Raw genomic sequence first — 16,535 nt, 5'->3', positions numbered from 1 at the left:
CCGATGGCCGCGTCGTCGGGGACAGCAAGGAGAGTACTGGTGGAAGAACAAATCGAACGCGATTCCATGGACTTCGATGTCGTCATCGTCGGCGCCGGCCCCTCGGGACTCTCGGCGGCGTCTCGCCTGATGCAGCAGGCGAACGAGGCCGGTCAGGAGCTGACCGTGTGCGTGGTGGAGAAGGGCTCCGAGGTGGGCGCCCACATTCTCTCCGGGGCCGTTTTCGAGCCCCGCGCCCTCAATGAACTCTTCCCCGACTGGGAGGAGCTCGGCGCGCCGCTGACCACCCCCGCGACCCGCGACGAGCTCTATCTCCTCAAGGATGCCGAGAAGGCCCAGAAGCTGCCCAACGCCCTGGTGCCCAAGACCATGCATAACACCGGTGGAGACATCACCCGCTACGTGATCAGCGCCGGCAACTTGTGCCGCTGGCTCGGCGAGCAGGCCGAGGCGCTGGGCGTGGAGATCTTCCCGGGTTTCGCCGCCCAAGAGGTGATCGTCGAGGACGGGGTGGTCAAGGGAATCCTCGTCGGCGACATGGGCGTGGGCGCCGACGGACAGCCCAAGGACGGCCACATGCCGGGCATGGAGCTGCGCGCCAAGTACACCCTGTTCGCCGAGGGCGCCCGCGGCCACCTGGGCAAGCGGCTGATCCGCGACTTCGAGCTCGACGCCGGCAAGGATCCCCAGCACTACGGTATCGGCCTGAAGGAGCTGTGGGACATCCCCGCGGAGCAGCACGAGCCGGGACTGGTGCTACACGGCTCCGGCTGGCCGCTGGACAAGCAGACCCACGGCGGCTGGTTCCTCTACCACGCCGAAAACCAGCAGGTGGTGGTCGGCCTGATCATGGACCTCTCCTACCAGAACCCCTGGCTCTCGCCCTTCGACGAGTTCCAGCGAATGAAGCACCATCCGGTGCTCAAGGCCCACCTAGAGGGCGGCAAGCGCGTGGCCTACGGCGCCCGAGCGCTCACCAAGGGCGGACTCAACTGCCTGCCGAAGATGACCTTCCCCGGGGGCCTTTTGATCGGCTGCGATGCCGGCACCCTCAACTTCGCCAAGATCAAGGGCCTGCACACCGCCATGAAGTCGGGCCTGGTGGCGGCCGAGTCGGTCTTCGAGGCGCTCAAACAGGGCGACGAGGGCGGTGGCGAGCTGACCACCTTCACCGAGAAGTGGGAAGCGAGCTGGGCCTATGAGGAGCTCAAGGAGAGCGCGAGCTTCGGGCCGGCGATCCACAAGTACGGCACCGTCGGCGGCGGCGCCTACAACTTCCTCGACCAGCTGCTCGGCGGCAAGCTGCCCAACGTCCACGACACCACGCCGGACCACGCCCGGCTGAAGCCGGCGGCCGAGTGCGAGAAGATCGAATACCCGAAGCCCGACGGCAAGCTCTCCTTCGACAAGCCCTCTTCGGTGTTCCTGTCGAACACCAACCACGAGGAGGACCAGCCCTGCCACCTGAAGCTGGCCGATCCGGAGCTGCCGATCCGCGACAACCTGCCCACCTATGCCGAGCCCGCAAGCCGCTACTGCCCGGCCGGGGTCTACGAGGTGGTCGAGGCGGACGACGGCACGCCCAGGTTCCAGATCAACTTCCAGAACTGCGTGCACTGCAAGACCTGCGACATCAAGGATCCGGCCCAGAACATCACCTGGGTGGCGCCGGAGGGCGGGGGTGGACCCAACTATCCGAACATGTAAGCTAGAAGCTAGATAGCAGCATAATGACGATCGCCCCCCTTGCCTTGCCATGGGGGCGATCTTTCTTCCAGCTTCAAACGCAAGCCCGCGAAGCGGGCGCTCTTACGGCTCCGGGCGCAGCCCGGGCTCAGTCACCGGTGGCGATGGGTCTCGCGGGATCATGGATCCACTCGCTCCAGGAGCCGGCATAGAGCCGCGGCAGCGCTCGCCCGGCCACGGCGTAGGCCAGCACGTTATGGCAGGCGGTGACTCCCGAACCGCAGTAGGCGATCAAGGCATCGGCCTCGGGCAGTTCGCGGGCCAGCACCTCGGCGCGCTTGAAGTGGCCGCTGGCGTCGAGGTTGTCGGCGCTGGGGCGGCACACCGCGCCGGGAATGTGGCCGGCCACCGGATCCACGGGCTCTGCCTCGCCGCGAAAGCGCTCGCTGCTGCGGGCATCGACCTTCAGTGCCCCGTCGGCGGCGACCTCGTCGACCGCGACGAGGGCCGCGTCGCGATAGGCAGGCCGCCAGTCCGACGCTGCCGCCACGGCGTCCGGGTCGCCGTCCTCGCGAAGCTCGCCCCCCGCCGCTAGCCAGGCCTTGAGTCCGCCGTCGAGCAGGCGCACGTCGGGATGTCCCGCCCAGCAGGCGAGCATCCACCAGGTTCGCGCCGCCGCCAGCTGTCCGCCCATGTCGTCGTAGACCACCACCGGCTGCTGTGGCGTGATACCCAGACGCTGCAGCACCGCAGTGAAGGCCTCGGGGTCGGGCAGCGGATGCCGGCCGCCCGCTCCCGGCGCGGCGGCCAAATCGCGATCGAGGTCGACATGCAGGCTGCCCGGCAGGTGGGCCTCGACCCACAGCCGGCGACCGGCATCGGGCTCACCCAGCCGCGCGCGGCAGTCCAGCAGGCGAGGCGGATGGGTCTCCTCGAGGGCATCGGCCAGGGTGGCGGCCGAGATCAGCGGCTTGGTCATGCGTCGACTCCGTCCAGCAGTTCGATGGGGGCCCGGCAGGCGATCAGGCGGCGCCGGCCGGCCGTGCGGAAGCGTACCTCGATCACCGGGTTGTCGGGATCGCCCTCCACCACGTCGATCTGACCCTCGCCGAAGACCGCATGGCGCAGGGCCTGGCCGACTCGGAACTGGCCCGGGGCGACGCGGCCCGGCTCCGGCGCGGCGGGCCGCGCTCGGGCCACCGGCAGCGAGTGGCCCAGCGAGGCCAGGTAGCGCTGAACGAGCGCGGGATCGGCGACCTCCAGCGGGGCGCCCGGCTCGGCGGCCTCGCTCTCGGGCGCCTCACGCTCGACCGGCTCTCTCTCGACCGGCCTCCCGGCGCCGAGATCGACCTCGGCCAGTCGGCGGGCGACCCGCTCACCGTCCTGCCAGGCGGATTCGCCGATGAAGCGGCTGGGGCGGTGCTCGCCGCCGTCGTGGAGCAGGACCAGACGCTCCCGAGCCCGGGTGATGGCAACGTAGAAGAGTCGCCGCTCCTCCTCAAGCCGCGCCGGGGTCAGCGGGTTGTCGCGGGTGTAGTGGGGAAAGTCCTCCTCGTTGGTGCCGGCCAGCAGCACCAGCGGCCACTCGAGCCCCTTGGCTCCGTGCACGGTGTTGATCAGCACGCCGTCCTGGCGATTCTCGACCGGACGGCACAGGAGCTCGATGAAGGCGGCGGTGTCATTGCCGAGTTCGCGGGCCTGCTCGACCAGCACGTCGAGCAGGCGCACGTCTTCCTCACCCTTGTCGCGCCGCGCGGCGGCGCGCTTCAGGACCTTCTCGGCCTCCACCGCCTCGAGCACGTGCTCGAGCAGGCGGGCCGGCGGCCAGGTCGAGCGCCGCGGCAATTCGCAGAGCAGCGACCAGCGCCGCTTCAGGGTGCGCCGCTGATGGGGTTTGAGCCCCTCCAGCATAGGATCATGACGTTCCGGCCAGCGTTGAGTCTCGGCCAGCCGGGTCGCCAGGGCGGCGATTCGCTCCCGGGCCACGAAGGAGGTGGGCTGGGCCAGCAGCAGGGCCAGGTGGCCCGGATCTTGGAGCAGCCGCGGCTCCAGCGCCAGTCGCAGGTAGCCGGCCAGGGCCTCCACCAGCGGCAGGCGGAAGACGAAGCGATCCTCCCGGGCCAGCCGGAACGGGATACCTTGGCGCAGCAGCGCCAGCTGCAGCGGGACCGAGAGGGCCCAGCTGCGCACCAGCAGGCAGGCCTCGTCGAGGCCCCGTCCCTGGCGATGCCAGGCGCCGAGCTCGTCGAGCAGCGCCCGGCCGCCCTGCCCCACCGCGAGTCCGGTGTGGGGATTGTCGGGGGCGGCCAGGCAGAGCTGGTCGGGGCGCCGGCGGTTGGCGGCGATGGCGTGGTTGGCGGCCAGCGCCAGGGCGTGGCCGTGGCGGAAGGTGGTGGAGAGCGGGTAGTCATGCGCCGCGCCGAAGGTGGCGGTGAAGTTCTCCAGCATGGTGTCGGGATGGGCGCCGCGCCACTCGTAGATGCACTGGTTGGCATCGCCCACCGCCATCACCTCGGCCTCGCCCCCGGCGAGCAGCGCCAGCAGGCGCTGCTGGGCGGTATTGATGTCCTGATACTCGTCGATCACCACGTGATCGAGGAAGCCCTGCACCCGGCGGCGCAGCGCGGCGTCCTCCTCCAGCGCCAGCAGCGGCCGATAGAGCAGATCGGCGAAGGTCATCAGTCCCTGCTCGGCCAGCAGCCGCTCGGCATGCTCGAAGGCGGCAACGAAGTGGCCGGTCTCCTCGCCGAAGTCGAGTCGCGCATGCAGCTCGGCGGGCGAGGCCATCTCGGCCTTCACCAGCCCGCAGAAGTGCGCCAGCGCCTCGAGTCGCTCGGCGTCCAGCGCCGTCTCGCGGGCCTCGGGCTCCTCGGCCAGCGCCGCCAGCGTCGCCTGGCGCAGCAGCCGCTCGAGCTGCCAGTCGGCGGTGAGCAGCTGACGAGGCGCCAGCACGCCCCAGCGAGTCAGGCTGGCGGAGAGCCGATGGCCGAGCGAGTGAAAGGTGCGCACGTCGGGCAGAGCCTGGCCAGCCGGCGCCATGGCCGCGAGCCGCGCCTGGAAGTCCTCGCGGGCCGAGCGGTTGAACATCAGCACCAGTATCCGCCCCGGAGGCACGCCGCGGGCCAGCAGGTGCAGCACCCGGGCGACCATGGTGGTGGTCTTGCCGGCCCCGGCCACGGCCGCGACCCGGGCGTGCCCCCGCGCGTGAGAGACCACCGCCTGCTGTTCGGCGGTCAGCGACGGAGAAGAAGCGGAATGCTCGCTCATCGGCCGTCGCCGCCCCGGCGCTCGTTCGCCTCGAGTCGGCCGAGCGGCTGCCATGTCCCGGCGCTGGTCAGCCCCAGCTCGAGGGCGCCCTCCTCGCCCTCCCGGGTCTCGGCCTGCTCGACGAGCCGGTAGTAGACGTTGCGCCCCAGGCGGGCCGCGAGGCCGAAGCGGATCGGCACCTCGGGGATCGTCTCCCCGGCCGGCGTCTCGCTGAGGGTCAGCCGGCATTCCTCGTCGAGGCGTACTCGATCGCCGACGTTAGTGATGAGCCACCAGTCGCCCGCCTCGAGCTCGGCATCGACGATCAGAAAGGGACGATCCTCGACGCGGATGCGCTGCATCTCGGCCGGCGTGACCAGCCAGTAGTCGCCCTCGGCCTCGCGGCGCAGGATGGTCGACAGCAGGCGCACCAGGCGCGGTCGCGCGATGGCCGTGCCCTCGTGGAGCCAGCGCCCGTCGGCGGCGATGGTGAGGTCCATCACGCCGCGCTGCGCGGGGTGCCAGCGATCCACGGGGGGAATCTCGCCGTGGGGCTCGATCTGTGCCAGCAGGGGATCGAGGGTCATGGCAACGGCCTCCGTCGGTGGCGTCTCGGCCTAGACCAGCCCGGCGCGGGACAGGGCGTCGCGGACGCCCGCCGGCGCCTCGGGGGCCGCCGCGCGGAACAGGTGGTAGAAGTTGGCGGTGGTCTGGGCGGCGAGCTCCTCGATGCTGATGCCCCGCGCCTCGGCGATGCACTCGGCGACCTCGACCACCCAGGCCGGCTCGTTGGGCTTGCCGCGGTGCGGCACCGGGGCCAGGTAGGGGCTGTCGGTCTCGATCAGCAGCCGGTCCAGCGGCACGCGCCGGGCCACCTCTCGCAGCGACTCGGCGTTGCGGAAGGTGACGATGCCGGACAGCGAGATGTAGAAGCCGTGGCGCACCGCTTCCCGGGCCATGTCGAGGTCCTCGGTGAAACAGTGCAGCACCCCGCCCACCGCCGGATCGACGTGCTCGCGGATCAGCGCCAGGGTGTCCTCGCGGGCTTCGCGGGTGTGGATGATCACCGGCAGTTCGAGCTCGCGGGCGGCGATCAGCTGGCGACGGAAGCGCTCGAGCTGCACCTCCCGGGAGGGCACCGAGTCGGGGGACTTGTCGAGGTAGTGATAGTCCAGCCCGCACTCGCCGATGGCCACGGCACCGAAGCGCTCGGCCGACTCGATGATCGCCGCCACGTCGGGCTCCGCCTCGAGCGACTGCAAGGGGTGGATGCCGGCCGAGATCACCACGTCGTCGTGAGCACGACTGATCTCGGCCAGGGTCGGCAGGTCCTCCAGGGTCACGGCGATGGCCAGGAACTGGCAGACGTCACGAGCGCGAGCGGCCTCGAGAGCGGCGGCGAGATCGCCATGGTGCGTGCCGGGATCGAGGCGGTCGAGATGGCAATGGGAGTCGACGAACATGCGAGGAACTTCCGAAATGGCAGAGTGGGTTCAGACGGGCGGACAGGCGGGGTCCGTCACAGGGTGTAGGTCGGCGCGCCCTTGTCCAGCTGGCCGGCCAACAGCGTCTCGATGCGATCGCGCACGGCCTGATCCTCGGGGCTGAAGTGGATGCCAATCCCGGGGACTCGGCGGCCGGCCACGCCTTCGGGCGAGACCCACACCACCTGGCCGGTGACCGGCACCCGCTCATCATCGCCGGGCAGCATGAGCAGCAGGAAGACCTCCTGGCCCAGCGCGTAGCGCTCACGGGTGGGCACGAAGATGCCGCCGCGCTCGAGCACAGGCATGTAGGCCGAAAGCAGGGTCGGGACATCCTGGATGGTCAGCGAAAGTGCCTTCTGTGCGGCCATGGTGTCTCCCTTTGCGAAGCGTCACCGCGAGTCAGGATCGTCGCGGCGCGTCAGGAACGCAGCAGCGTGGACCAGCGAACCAGCCAGGCCTCGAGGGTCAGCTGGGGATTGGGATTGCCGCCCTCGGCCAGCAGCCGTCGCTGCTCACGGGCATAGTCCAGCAGGCGGAACCAGTCGCGTACCCGAGCATTCTTGACCGCCTGACGGTAGAGCACCAGCAGGTCGGGGTTGCGAAGCTCGGCGGTATCGCCCGAGAGCCCCAGGCGAATCAGGTCTTCGAGCCAGATGATACCGTACCACAGGATGGCGTCGATGGACTGGCGATCCAGGCGGGCCGCCTCGGCCACCGGCTCGCTACCGCGCATCAGCGCCTCGAAGGTCTCCGCCAGCTGCTGACGCAGCGCCCGAGCACTCGGCTCGGCGAGCTCCAGAGCGCGCAGCGGCAAGCCTCCCGCGGCGCGAAACCAGAAGCGGGCCTCCTCCTCGCCCCCCAGCTGCTCGATCAGCCAGGGTCGACAGTCGGCCTCGGCCGGCACCGGCAGGCTCCAGTGCTGGCAGCGCGAGCGGATGGTCGGCAGCAGCCGCGAGGGGATGTCGGAGAGCAGCACGAAGAGGGTGCGCCCGCCCGGCTCCTCGAGACTCTTGAGCAGCGCGTTGGAGGCCGCCACGTTCATCGCCTCGGCCGGGGCGATGGTGATCACCCGGTAGCCGCCCTGCTGGGCGGTCTGGGCGACGAAGGCGTTGACCTCGCGCACCGGACCGATGCGGATCAGCCGCTTGCCCTCCTCCGGCGCCACCCGCAGCAGGTCGGGATGGTAGCCCGAGGCGAGCATGTGGCAGGCGTGGCAGTCCCCGCAGGCGAACTCGCCGGGCGCGGCGCAGAGGGTACGGGCCACCAGGGCCTCGGCAAGCGACTGCTTGCCGATGCCGTGGCCGCCCGAGATCAGCAGGGCGTGGGGCAGCCGCCCGGCGTCGGCCAGCCTGACGAGCTCGCGCCAGCGCGGCATCAGCCAGGGCAGCGGGCGCGGCACCTCGACGGGGCTCATCGCCATGCGGCCATCCGCGCGTCCAGGCGGGCCAGCAGCTCGGCGCGCACCGCGTCGATAGCGGCGCCGGCATCGATCACCGCCATCCGCTCGGGGGCAGCCTCGGCGCGCTCGAGGTAGGCCCGACGCACCGCCTCGAAAAAGTCGCCGCGCTCACGCTCGAAGCGGTCGCGCACCTCGCCCTGCCCCGCGAGGCGACCGTCCAGGCGCCGCTGAGCGGCGGCCATGGACATGTCCAGCAGCAGCGTGAGGTCGGGCTCGAGGCCCTGCTGAACGAAGGCCTCGAGCTCGGCGATGCGCGCGGCGTCGATACCGCGCCCGCCGCCCTGGTAGGCATAGGTGGCGTCCGTGAAGCGATCGCAGACCACCCAGGCGCCGCGCGCAAGGGCCGGCTTGACTACCCGCGCCAGGTGCTGGGCGCGGGCGGCGAAGACCAGCAGCAGTTCGGCATCCGGGTCGAGGGGCTCCTCCTCGCTCGGATCCAGCAGCAGCCGGCGAATGTCTTCCGCCCGGGGGGTGCCCCCCGGCTCGCGAGTCGCCACCACCTCGTGCCCGCGGGCCCGAAGATGCTCGACCACCAGGGCGAGGTTGGTGGACTTGCCCACCCCCTCGCCGCCTTCCAGGGTGATGAATCGTCCGCGCTCGGTCATGTTCGATGCCGCTCCATGGTCAGCGATTGCGGATATACCGGTTCACCGCGTTGTTGTGCTCGCGCAGGGTACGCGAGAAGTGATGGGTGCCATCCCCCCGCGCAACGAAGTACAGGGTCTCGCCCTCGGCGGGGTGCACCGCGGCCTCGAGGGCGGCACGTCCCGGCAGGGCGATCGGCGTCGGCGGCAGCCCGTCGATCACGTAGGTATTGTAGGGCGTGGGCTCACGCAGGTCGGCCCGGGTGATGTTGCCCGCGTAGCGCTCGCCCATGCCGTAGATCACGGTGGGATCGGTCTGCAGGCGCATGCCCCGCTCCAGGCGGCGTTTGAACACGCCAGCGATCTCGGGCCGCTCCTCGGGCGCGCCGGTTTCGCGCTCGATCAGCGAGGCCATGATCAGGGCCTGGTAGGCACTCTCGAGGGGCAGGTCCTCGTCGCGCTCTTCCCAGACGCTCGCAAGAGTGGTCTCCATGCGCTCGAGTGCCTGGCGCAGGATCTCCAGGTCGCTGAGCCCCTTGTGATAGCGATAGGTGTCGGGGAAGAACCAGCCTTCGGGATGGCGTTGCTCCCGGTCGAGCAGCGCCATCACCTCGATGTCGCTGAGCCCTTCGGTGCGATGCTCGAGCTTGGGGGCCTCGTCGAGCGCCTCGCGCATCTGGCCGAAGGTCCAGCCCTCGGGGATGGTCAGCGAATAGGTGACCACCTCGTGGCTGCCCAGCAGCGCCAGCAGCTCCCGGCCGCTCATTCCGGGCTCGAGGCGGTACTCGCCGGGGCGCAGGTCGGGCAGGCTCTCGGGCTCCAGGCGTGCCAGCAGGCGAAAGGCCCAGACCTCCTCGAGGATACCGCGCTCGGCCAGCTCGCCGACCACGCGATGGTAGCCGGCGCCGGCCGGCACCTCGTAGAGCGTCGGCGCCTCGAGGACGATGGGCGCCTCGAGGCGCGACTGCCAGTAGCGGTGGCCGGCGAACAGCGCCAGGCCCGCCAGCAGGGCCAGCACCAACAGAATCTTCAACAGACGCAGCATGCGTGTCCTCGTTCCGTCATCACGACTCGCTCGTTCATGGGGTAATAGCGGGGTAGCCCAGCGCCTCGTGGGCCAGGGCCTGCAGGGGGCGATGGCTCGGCCCGACCCGCCAGTGGCGCAGGGGATTGCCCTCGGCATCGTCGAGCCTCGCCACCGGCCAGAGCCCCTGCAGCGAGTTGCCGAGCCACAGCGCCTCGACCCGCTCCAGCGTCTCGGGCGCGGCGTCGACCTCCCGGATCGGCGCCCGTTCGAGCAGCGTCACGCGCAGGGTGCCGGCCACGCCGCAGCGATCGAGCCGGGGCGTCTCGAGGACGCCGTCGCGCTGCCAGAAGAGGTTCATGCAGGTGGCCTCCACCAGCCGCCCCTCGGCGTCACAAAGCAGGCCCTCGGCCGTGTCGGCGTTCGTCCACTCGGCGCGGGCCAGGACGTTCTCGAGGCGATTGAGGTGTTTGAGGCCGGCGAGCAGGGGCTGGATGCCCAGGCGCAGCCGGCAGTGGCGCACCCGCACGCCGTGCCGCCAGCGCTGGGCGCTGGGCGCGAACGGGTCGAGTCGCCAGCGCAGCCGGGGCTCGAGAGTCTCGGGGAGCGCATAGCCCCGACCGCCGCTACCGCGGGTCAGGATCAGTTTAAGAACCGAAAGCCCCTCGCCGGCCTCGACCAGCGGCGCCTCCAGATGCTCCCGGGCGGGCAGCGGCATCCCCAGCACCCGACAGCCTCGAGCGAGGCGCGCCAGATGCTGCTCCCACAGCAGCGGCGTACCATCACGCACGAGGACGGTCTCGAAGAGACCGTCCCCATAGGCGACGCCACGATCCTCCAACGGCCAGTCGCTCATTCCCGCCTCTGCCACCGCCATGGGCCGCGGCTCAGACCTTGCTGAAGAGCAGCGTGCCGTTGGTGCCACCGAAGCCGAAGGAATTGGACAGGCTGACGTCAATCTTCATCTCGCGCGCGGTGTGCGGTACGTAGTCGAGATTGCAGCCTTCCTGGGGATTGTCCAGATTGATGGTCGGCGGCGCCACCTGGTCGCGGATCGCCAGGATGCTGAACACCGCCTCCACGGCGCCGGCCGCGCCCAGCAGGTGACCGATCATCGACTTGGTGGAGCTGACCGCCACCGACCGGGCGGCCTCGCCCATCACGGACTCGACGGCGCGACTCTCGGCCAGATCTCCGGCCGCGGTCGAAGTACCGTGAGCGTTGATGTAGTCGACGGCGGCAGGGTCGATGCCGGCATCCTGGATGGCGTTGCTCATCGAACGAGCCGCGCCGCGGCCATCTTCCGGCGGCGCCGTCATGTGATAGGCGTCGTCACTCATGCCGAAACCGGTGAGCTCGGCGTAGATGGTCGCTCCACGGGCCTTCGCCTGCTCGTACTCCTCGAGCACGATCACCCCGGCGCCATCGGAGAGCACGAAGCCGTCGCGATCCCGATCCCAGGGGCGGCTCGCCGCCTCGGGATCGTCGTTGCGGGTGGACAGCGCGCGGGCCGCCGAGAAGCCGCCGAGGCCCAGCGGGGTGGTCGCCATCTCGGCGCCGCCACAGACCATCACGTCGGCGTCGCCATAGGCGATGGTGCGCGCGCTGTAGCCGATGTTGTGCGTACCGGTCGTGCAGGCGGTGGTAATGGCGATATTGGGGCCGCGGAAGCCATGCTGGATCGCCAGGTTGCCGGAAATCATGTTGATGATCGAGCCCGGCACGAAGAACGGCGAGATCCGGCGCGCCCCGCCCTTGTTGAGGGCGTTGTGGTTGTTCTCGATCATCGGCAGGCCGCCGATCCCCGAGCCGATGGCCACGCCGATACGATCGGCGTTCTCTTCGGTGCACTCGATCCCCGCATCGGCGATCGCCTGGCCGCCCGCCGCCATGCCGTACTGGATGAACAGGTCCATCTTGCGGGCGTCCTTGGGATTGAGATAAGGACTGATGTCGAAGTCCTTCACCGAACCGCCGAAGCGCGTATTGAAGGCGCTGACATCGAAGTGTTCGATGGGGGCGACACCGCTCTTGCCGGCCAGGATATTGGCCCAGCTCTCCTTGACGGTATTTCCCACCGGCGTGACCAGACCGAGCCCGGTCACCACAACCCTTCTACGAGCCATCAGCTTTCCTCCAGACAACCTTGGTGACACGACCCCATCGCGGGATCGTCATTGCGCGCATTATACCCGAGTCTCCCCGACCTGTGCGGGATCGGCAAGTTCCCTACGCGCATAGCACGAGAGCCGTCCTGCCACGGCAGGACGGCTCTCCTCGGGGCACGGCCCCGGACGCTTCAAAAAGCGGTATCGACCGCCACCTTACTGGTGGGCGTTAACGTAGTCGATGGCTTCCTGAACGGTGGTGATCTTCTCGGCTTCCTCGTCGGGAATCTCGGTATCGAATTCTTCTTCGAGCGCCATCACCAGCTCGACGGTGTCCAGGGAATCCGCGCCGAGGTCTTCGGTGAAGGAAGAGGAGTTCTGGATGTCTTCTTCCTTGACGTTCAGACGCTCAGCCACAACCTTCTTAACGCGCTCTTCGATGGTGCTCATTATGACTACTCCAGTCGTTCACATTGGCCGTTCGGAAACCAGCCGTTAAAGATCCAGATCCGCTAGCCGGAAGCTGCGGCGTAGTTTATAGACGCCCCGGGGTCGGCGCAACCGCCTCCCCCTGAAGGCTTCAACGCATGTTCATGCCACCGTTGACATGCAGGGTTTCGCCGGTGATGTAGCCCGACGTCTCGCCGGTCAGGAAGCCCACCGCCGCCGCGATCTCCTCGGGATCACCGAGCCGAGAAAGGGGAATCTGGCCGAGCAGCATCTTGTGCTGCTCTTCGGGCAGCGCCTCGGTCATGTCGGTGGCAATGAAGCCCGGCGCCACCGCATTGACGGTGATGGCGCGCGAGGCGACCTCACGGGCCAGCGCTCGAGTGAAGCCCTCCATGCCGGCCTTGGCGGCAGCATAGTTGGTCTGCCCCAGGTTGCCCATGGTGGCCACCACCGAGCTGATCGAGACGATGCGCCCGAAACGCGCCCGAGTCATGCCGCGCAGGCACGCCTTGCTGACGCGATAGACGGACTTGAGATTGGTGTCGATCACCGAATCCCACTCGTCCTCCTTCATGCGCATCAGCAGGTTATCGCGGGTAATGCCGGCGTTGTTGACCAGGATGGTGGGCGCCCCGAACTCCTCGGTGATCGCCTTGATCAGGGCGTCGACGCTGGCCTGGTCGGTGACGTCCAGCTTGCGGCCGCCCCCCTCGATGCCCGCCGCGGCGAGATCGGCGTCGATCCGTTCGGCGCCGGCATCGCTGGTGGCGGTGCCGATCACGATGCGACCCTGGCGCCCCAGCTCATGGGCGGTGGCGCGGCCGATGCCGCGACTGGCCCCGGTGATCAGGGCGACTCTACGCTCGGTTGTCATGGTCTCTTCCGTCTACGTCCTGAAGATGAATCAGCCATTGGCCGACGGCGACTGGCCGGCGGCTTCCCTGGCCAGCTCGAGGGCCGCGGTGAGGCTGTCCGGATCATTGACCGCCAGCCCCTTGCTGCCCTTTGCAATGCGCTTGTTGAGGCCGGTGAGTACCTTGCCGGGCCCGCACTCGATGAGCACCTCGGCGCCCTGACCGGTCATGGCCTCGACGCATGAGGTCCAGCGTACCGGCTGATAGAGCTGCTCGATCAGCCGGGTGCGCAGGGTCTCCACGTCGGCATGCGCCTGGGCATCCACGTTCTGATAGACCGTGTAGCGCGGCGAGCGCAGCTCAATCTCCTCCATGGCCGCGGCCAGCCGCTCGGCGGCCGGACGCATCAGGTCACAGTGGGAGGGTACCGACACGGGCAGCGGCATGGCACGCTTCGCCCCGGCCTCCTGGCAGGCCACGATGGCGCGCTCGACCGCCGCCTTGCTGCCGGCGATGACCACCTGACCGGGGGCATTGTAGTTGACCGCAGCAACGACGTCGCCGTCCGCGGCGCGGGCGCAAGCCTGCTCGACGGCACCGTCATCCAGGCCGAGGATCGCCGCCATGGCACCCTCGCCCACCGGCACGGCCGCCTGCATCGCCTCGCCGCGCAGCTTCACGAGCCGCACGCCTTCGGCGAAGGTCAGGGCACCGGCACACACCAGGGCGCTGTACTCGCCCAGGCTGTGGCCGGCCATGGCACCGGGCCTCGGCCCCTCGAGCTCCTGCCAGACGCGCCAGATCGAGACGCTGGCCGTGAGCAGCGCCGGCTGGGTGCAGGCCGTGGCGTTGAGCGCCTCGGCCGGGCCTTCCTGAACCACTTGCCAGAGGTCGTATCCCAGGGCGTCGGAGGCCTCCTCGAAGGTGGTGCGCACCACGCTGTAGCGCTCCGCCAGCTCGCGCAGCATGCCGATCTGCTGCGAGCCCTGCCCGGGAAAGATGAGGGCAAGGGATTGTGTCATGTCGATCACCTTTGCGCTTGTTGACTGTCGTCGATGCCGGTTGCACCCGGCAGGATCGGCCCCTCGGGACCGGATCCGCTCTCGACTCGACCGACGGCGGCCGAATCGACAGCGGACCGTCGATGATGCAGTTCAGCGGCCAGCCGACTCGGCAAGTCGCGACTGACTTCGTTGGCGGCGCGCTGGATCGCGAAGCGAAAGCCCGTGGCATCGGCGCCGCCATGACTCTTGATCACGATCCCGGCGAGCCCCAGCAGGCTGGCCCCATTGTAGCGGACGGGGTCGAGCTCACCCCTTAGGCGTCGCAGTGCCGGCCGGGCCAGCAGCCCCACCAGCCGACTGCTCCAGCGGGCCTCGAAGGTCGCCTGCACCCGCTCCACCAGCAAGCGCGCCAGGCCTTCGCTGGCCTTGAGCACCGCATTGCCGACGAAGCCATCGCAGACCACCACGTCGGCGGCACCGCTGAAGACCCCGTCACCCTCGACATAGCCGAGGTAGGTGATGCCGGGATGCTGACGCAGCCAGGCATCCGCCTCGCGCACGCTTGCGGTACCCTTGGTGCCCTCGACGCCGACGTTGAGCAGCGCTACCCTCGGGGCGGCGAGGCCGTCCACGTGGCGCGCCATGACCTCGCCCATCAGGGCGAAGTCCACCAGGCGTGCGGCGCTCGCCTCGACATTGGCCCCCAGATCGAGCAGATAGCAGCGCCGCCGATCACGGGTCGGAATGGCGGTGCTGATCGCCGGCCTGGGGATACCCGCCACCGTGCCCAAGGCACGCCGCGAAAGGGCCATCAGGGCGCCGGTATTGCCGGCGCTGACTCCGGCCGCGGCCTCACCACTGGCGATGCTGTCGAGCATGAGAGCCATGCTGGTGCCGGCACCGTGACGCAGCGCCTCGCTGGGACGCTGCGCCTGACGAACCACGCCGGGCGCATCGCTGACCCGCAGACGCACCGCCGCCGCGGCAAGCTGCCGCGGCAGGCGGGCGATCTCGTCATTAAGCCGCTCGGCAGGGCCAAACAGCTGGAGCTCGAGATTCGGGTCGTCGCTGACCGCCTGAGCAGACCCCATTACGACCGGGCGGGGACCGAGGTCCCCGCCCATCGCGTCGATGGCGATCCGCACGTCAACGGCCAGCCACTACCGCTCGCGTCGCCGTCGTCTTAAACCTCGACGACCTTGCGACCGCGGTAGAAGCCGTCCGGCGCCACGTGGTGACGCAGGTGGGTGGTGCCGGTTTCCTTGTCCTGGGACAGGGCCGCGGAGGTCAGGGCGTCGTGGCTACGGCGCATGCCGCGCTTGGAACGGGTCTTGCGGTTCTGTTGAACTGCCATGGGTTATCACTCCAGAGTGAAACGAGGGTGTATCAGAGTTTGCCCTTGATCTGCCGCAGCACATCGAAAGGGTTCGCCGGGGCGTCGGCCGACGCGTCGGTCGCCTCCCCGCTGGTCAGCTGGTCGCGCGAGACCGGGCACTCGGCCTCGTCGTGGTAAACCACCTGGGGCAGGCTGAGGATGATCTCATCCTCGACCACCGCCATCAGGTTCAGCTGTTCGTTTTCCACCAGCACCGGTTCATGGGTGCTCGGCAGCTCCGCGGCCAGGGCGTCGCTGGTGACCATCCCCAGCCGGAAATCGCTCTCGACGCGCTGCGCCATGGGCTGGAGACAGCGGCGGCACGGGATCTGCAACTCGGCTTCCAAGTGGCCGCGAATCTCCCGGCGACCTTGGGAGTCGATGGCAAAATCCAGCCACACCTGACCATCACCGGCCTGGGCGCCGACTTCGTCTTCGAGTCGGGCCAGCTCGGCGAGTGCCACCAGGCCTTCCAGGTGTTCGGCACGGGCCGCGAGCTTGTAGGGCTCGACCCTGCCGGGGAGTCTTGAGGTCAACATAGGCGCGCAATGATAGGCACTCCCCTCCCCCCTGTCAAAGCCGCCATCACCCCGGGTTAGAATGGCTGCGCGACGCCTGAGTCGTCATCATGCGTCTCGCCCATTCGCCCCACCGCAGAGGAAGCCTTCATGCCCCGCCTGGTCCTTGCCTCCGGCTCTCGCTGGCGCCGCCAGCTGCTCGACCGCCTTGCCCTCCCCTATGCCTGGGAGAGCCCCGATATCGACGAGACGCCGCGTCCGGGCGAAACGCCCGAAGCGCTGGTGCATCGCCTGGCGCTGGCCAAGGCCGAGCGGTTAGCGGCGAGCCACCCTGACCACCTGATCATCGGCTCCGACCAGGTGGCGCTGTTCGAGGGCGAGATCCTCGGCAAGCCCGGTGACGAGACCACGGCACGCGCCCAGCTGGCGCGCTTCTCCGGCCAACGAGTGCGCTTTGTCACCGGCCTGGCGCTGATCGATACCGGGCGCGGCCGGCATAGCGTCTGTCACGAGACGTATGACGTGGTGTTTCGTCGACTCGACGAGCGGGAGATCGCGACTTACGTCGCCCGGGAGCAGCCGCTGGACAGTGCCGGCAGCTTTCGCATGGAGGGCCTGGGCATCACGCTGTTCGAACGCCTCGAGGGCGAAGACCCCAACACCCTGATCGGCCTGCCGCTGATCCGACTCTGTGCGATGCTTCGCGAGGCAGGGCTCGACCCGCTGGACTGACACCCAGC

The 16,535-nt window shown here is 69.3% G+C and carries 18 protein-coding genes; 2 read left to right on the top strand and 16 right to left on the bottom strand.

All coding sequences use genetic code 11. From position 1 onward, the window contains the following. The first annotated feature begins 66 nt into the window (after window positions 1-66). Complete coding sequence (locus tag BM388_RS00835; protein ID WP_245781421.1) at window positions 67-1,707, top strand: electron transfer flavoprotein-ubiquinone oxidoreductase; 1,641 nt, start codon at window positions 67-69, stop codon at window positions 1,705-1,707. 127 nt (window positions 1,708-1,834) lie between these two features. On the opposite strand, the gene BM388_RS00830 is transcribed toward BM388_RS00835, so the two are convergent. From BM388_RS00830 to BM388_RS00755, 16 genes are all read right to left on the bottom strand, one after another. Continuing rightward, window positions 1,835-2,665 carry a sulfurtransferase gene (locus tag BM388_RS00830; protein ID WP_089846202.1) on the bottom strand — a complete coding sequence of 277 codons (831 nt, stop codon included), beginning with the start codon at window positions 2,663-2,665 and terminating at the stop codon, window positions 1,835-1,837. Beyond that, window positions 2,662-4,953 carry an ATP-dependent helicase gene (locus BM388_RS00825; protein ID WP_089846200.1) on the bottom strand — a complete coding sequence of 764 codons (2,292 nt, stop codon included), beginning with the start codon at window positions 4,951-4,953 and terminating at the stop codon, window positions 2,662-2,664. Before BM388_RS00825 ends, BM388_RS00830 begins: the two co-directional genes overlap by 4 nt. Next, window positions 4,950-5,519, bottom strand: a complete 570-nt coding sequence (locus tag BM388_RS00820; RefSeq protein ID WP_089846198.1) for a DUF1285 domain-containing protein — start codon at window positions 5,517-5,519, stop codon at window positions 4,950-4,952. The genes BM388_RS00825 and BM388_RS00820 overlap by 4 nt, the downstream gene beginning before the upstream one ends. A gap of 30 nt (window positions 5,520-5,549) precedes the next feature. Further along, window positions 5,550-6,395 carry a TatD family hydrolase gene (locus tag BM388_RS00815; protein WP_089846196.1) on the bottom strand — a complete coding sequence of 282 codons (846 nt, stop codon included), beginning with the start codon at window positions 6,393-6,395 and terminating at the stop codon, window positions 5,550-5,552. Between the two features lie 56 nt (window positions 6,396-6,451). Further along, window positions 6,452-6,787, bottom strand: a complete 336-nt coding sequence (locus tag BM388_RS00810) for a PilZ domain-containing protein (RefSeq protein WP_089846194.1) — start codon at window positions 6,785-6,787, stop codon at window positions 6,452-6,454. A gap of 50 nt (window positions 6,788-6,837) precedes the next feature. Next, window positions 6,838-7,839, bottom strand: coding sequence for a DNA polymerase III subunit delta' (locus BM388_RS00805; protein ID WP_089846192.1), 1,002 nt, complete (start codon window positions 7,837-7,839; stop codon window positions 6,838-6,840). Continuing rightward, window positions 7,830-8,483: a dTMP kinase gene (gene tmk / locus BM388_RS00800; RefSeq protein WP_089846190.1), complete on the bottom strand. Its 654-nt coding sequence runs from the start codon at window positions 8,481-8,483 to the stop codon at window positions 7,830-7,832. Before tmk ends, BM388_RS00805 begins: the two co-directional genes overlap by 10 nt. A 19-nt stretch (window positions 8,484-8,502) precedes the next feature. After that, entirely contained in the window at window positions 8,503-9,507 is a 1,005-nt protein-coding gene (mltG, locus tag BM388_RS00795; protein ID WP_089846188.1) for an endolytic transglycosylase MltG, read from the bottom strand. Between the two features lie 34 nt (window positions 9,508-9,541). After that, window positions 9,542-10,342: an aminodeoxychorismate lyase gene (pabC, locus tag BM388_RS00790; RefSeq protein WP_089846186.1), complete on the bottom strand. Its 801-nt coding sequence runs from the start codon at window positions 10,340-10,342 to the stop codon at window positions 9,542-9,544. 31 nt (window positions 10,343-10,373) lie between these two features. Next, window positions 10,374-11,612 (bottom strand): beta-ketoacyl-ACP synthase II, encoded by a 1,239-nt coding sequence (gene fabF, locus BM388_RS00785; protein WP_089846184.1) that lies wholly within the window; start codon window positions 11,610-11,612, stop codon window positions 10,374-10,376. A 198-nt stretch (window positions 11,613-11,810) separates the two neighbouring features. Continuing rightward, window positions 11,811-12,044 carry an acyl carrier protein gene (acpP, locus tag BM388_RS00780; protein ID WP_008956801.1) on the bottom strand — a complete coding sequence of 78 codons (234 nt, stop codon included), beginning with the start codon at window positions 12,042-12,044 and terminating at the stop codon, window positions 11,811-11,813. Window positions 12,045-12,174: 130 nt separating this feature from the next. Further along, a complete protein-coding gene (gene fabG / locus BM388_RS00775) occupies window positions 12,175-12,918 on the bottom strand; it encodes a 3-oxoacyl-ACP reductase FabG (protein ID WP_089846182.1) in 744 nt (247 codons plus the stop codon). Between the two features lie 30 nt (window positions 12,919-12,948). Then, on the bottom strand, window positions 12,949-13,920 hold the full coding sequence (gene fabD / locus BM388_RS00770; protein ID WP_089846180.1) for an ACP S-malonyltransferase: 972 nt from the start codon (window positions 13,918-13,920) through the stop codon (window positions 12,949-12,951). A 5-nt stretch (window positions 13,921-13,925) separates the two neighbouring features. Next, a complete protein-coding gene (plsX, locus tag BM388_RS00765; RefSeq protein ID WP_089846178.1) occupies window positions 13,926-15,047 on the bottom strand; it encodes a phosphate acyltransferase PlsX in 1,122 nt (373 codons plus the stop codon). Between the two features lie 38 nt (window positions 15,048-15,085). After that, the gene (rpmF, locus tag BM388_RS00760) at window positions 15,086-15,256 is read right to left on the bottom strand and encodes a 50S ribosomal protein L32 (RefSeq protein WP_089846176.1); all 171 of its coding nucleotides are present in this window, start codon (window positions 15,254-15,256) and stop codon (window positions 15,086-15,088) included. Window positions 15,257-15,288: 32 nt separating this feature from the next. Further along, window positions 15,289-15,816, bottom strand: coding sequence for a YceD family protein (locus BM388_RS00755; protein WP_089846174.1), 528 nt, complete (start codon window positions 15,814-15,816; stop codon window positions 15,289-15,291). A gap of 129 nt (window positions 15,817-15,945) precedes the next feature. Between BM388_RS00755 and BM388_RS00750 the strand changes: the two genes are divergently transcribed. Beyond that, window positions 15,946-16,527 carry a Maf family protein gene (locus BM388_RS00750; protein ID WP_089846172.1) on the top strand — a complete coding sequence of 194 codons (582 nt, stop codon included), beginning with the start codon at window positions 15,946-15,948 and terminating at the stop codon, window positions 16,525-16,527. The last annotated feature ends 8 nt before the right edge of the window (window positions 16,528-16,535 follow it).

Origin of the sequence: Halomonas saccharevitans (assembly GCF_900116405.1) — a bacterium.
GTDB classification, from domain to species: domain Bacteria; phylum Pseudomonadota; class Gammaproteobacteria; order Pseudomonadales; family Halomonadaceae; genus Halomonas; species Halomonas saccharevitans.
This window is presented reverse-complemented; position numbering and strand designations above follow the sequence as displayed.

Coding starts and splice junctions, on each gene's coding strand:
- fabF (WP_089846184.1), bottom strand. CDS start 11,612: ATGGCTCGTAGAAGGGTTGTGGTGACCGGGCTCGGTCTGGTCACGCCG.
- BM388_RS00805 (WP_089846192.1), bottom strand. CDS start 7,839: ATGGCGATGAGCCCCGTCGAGGTGCCGCGCCCGCTGCCCTGGCTGATG.
- BM388_RS00815 (WP_089846196.1), bottom strand. CDS start 6,395: ATGTTCGTCGACTCCCATTGCCATCTCGACCGCCTCGATCCCGGCACG.
- BM388_RS00750 (WP_089846172.1), top strand. CDS start 15,946: ATGCCCCGCCTGGTCCTTGCCTCCGGCTCTCGCTGGCGCCGCCAGCTG.
- BM388_RS00755 (WP_089846174.1), bottom strand. CDS start 15,816: ATGTTGACCTCAAGACTCCCCGGCAGGGTCGAGCCCTACAAGCTCGCG.
- acpP (WP_008956801.1), bottom strand. CDS start 12,044: ATGAGCACCATCGAAGAGCGCGTTAAGAAGGTTGTGGCTGAGCGTCTG.
- BM388_RS00835 (WP_245781421.1), top strand. CDS start 67: ATGGACTTCGATGTCGTCATCGTCGGCGCCGGCCCCTCGGGACTCTCG.
- fabG (WP_089846182.1), bottom strand. CDS start 12,918: ATGACAACCGAGCGTAGAGTCGCCCTGATCACCGGGGCCAGTCGCGGC.
- BM388_RS00810 (WP_089846194.1), bottom strand. CDS start 6,787: ATGGCCGCACAGAAGGCACTTTCGCTGACCATCCAGGATGTCCCGACC.
- BM388_RS00830 (WP_089846202.1), bottom strand. CDS start 2,665: ATGACCAAGCCGCTGATCTCGGCCGCCACCCTGGCCGATGCCCTCGAG.
- rpmF (WP_089846176.1), bottom strand. CDS start 15,256: ATGGCAGTTCAACAGAACCGCAAGACCCGTTCCAAGCGCGGCATGCGC.
- BM388_RS00825 (WP_089846200.1), bottom strand. CDS start 4,953: ATGAGCGAGCATTCCGCTTCTTCTCCGTCGCTGACCGCCGAACAGCAG.
- fabD (WP_089846180.1), bottom strand. CDS start 13,920: ATGACACAATCCCTTGCCCTCATCTTTCCCGGGCAGGGCTCGCAGCAG.
- pabC (WP_089846186.1), bottom strand. CDS start 10,342: ATGAGCGACTGGCCGTTGGAGGATCGTGGCGTCGCCTATGGGGACGGT.
- BM388_RS00820 (WP_089846198.1), bottom strand. CDS start 5,519: ATGACCCTCGATCCCCTGCTGGCACAGATCGAGCCCCACGGCGAGATT.
- mltG (WP_089846188.1), bottom strand. CDS start 9,507: ATGCTGCGTCTGTTGAAGATTCTGTTGGTGCTGGCCCTGCTGGCGGGC.
- tmk (WP_089846190.1), bottom strand. CDS start 8,483: ATGACCGAGCGCGGACGATTCATCACCCTGGAAGGCGGCGAGGGGGTG.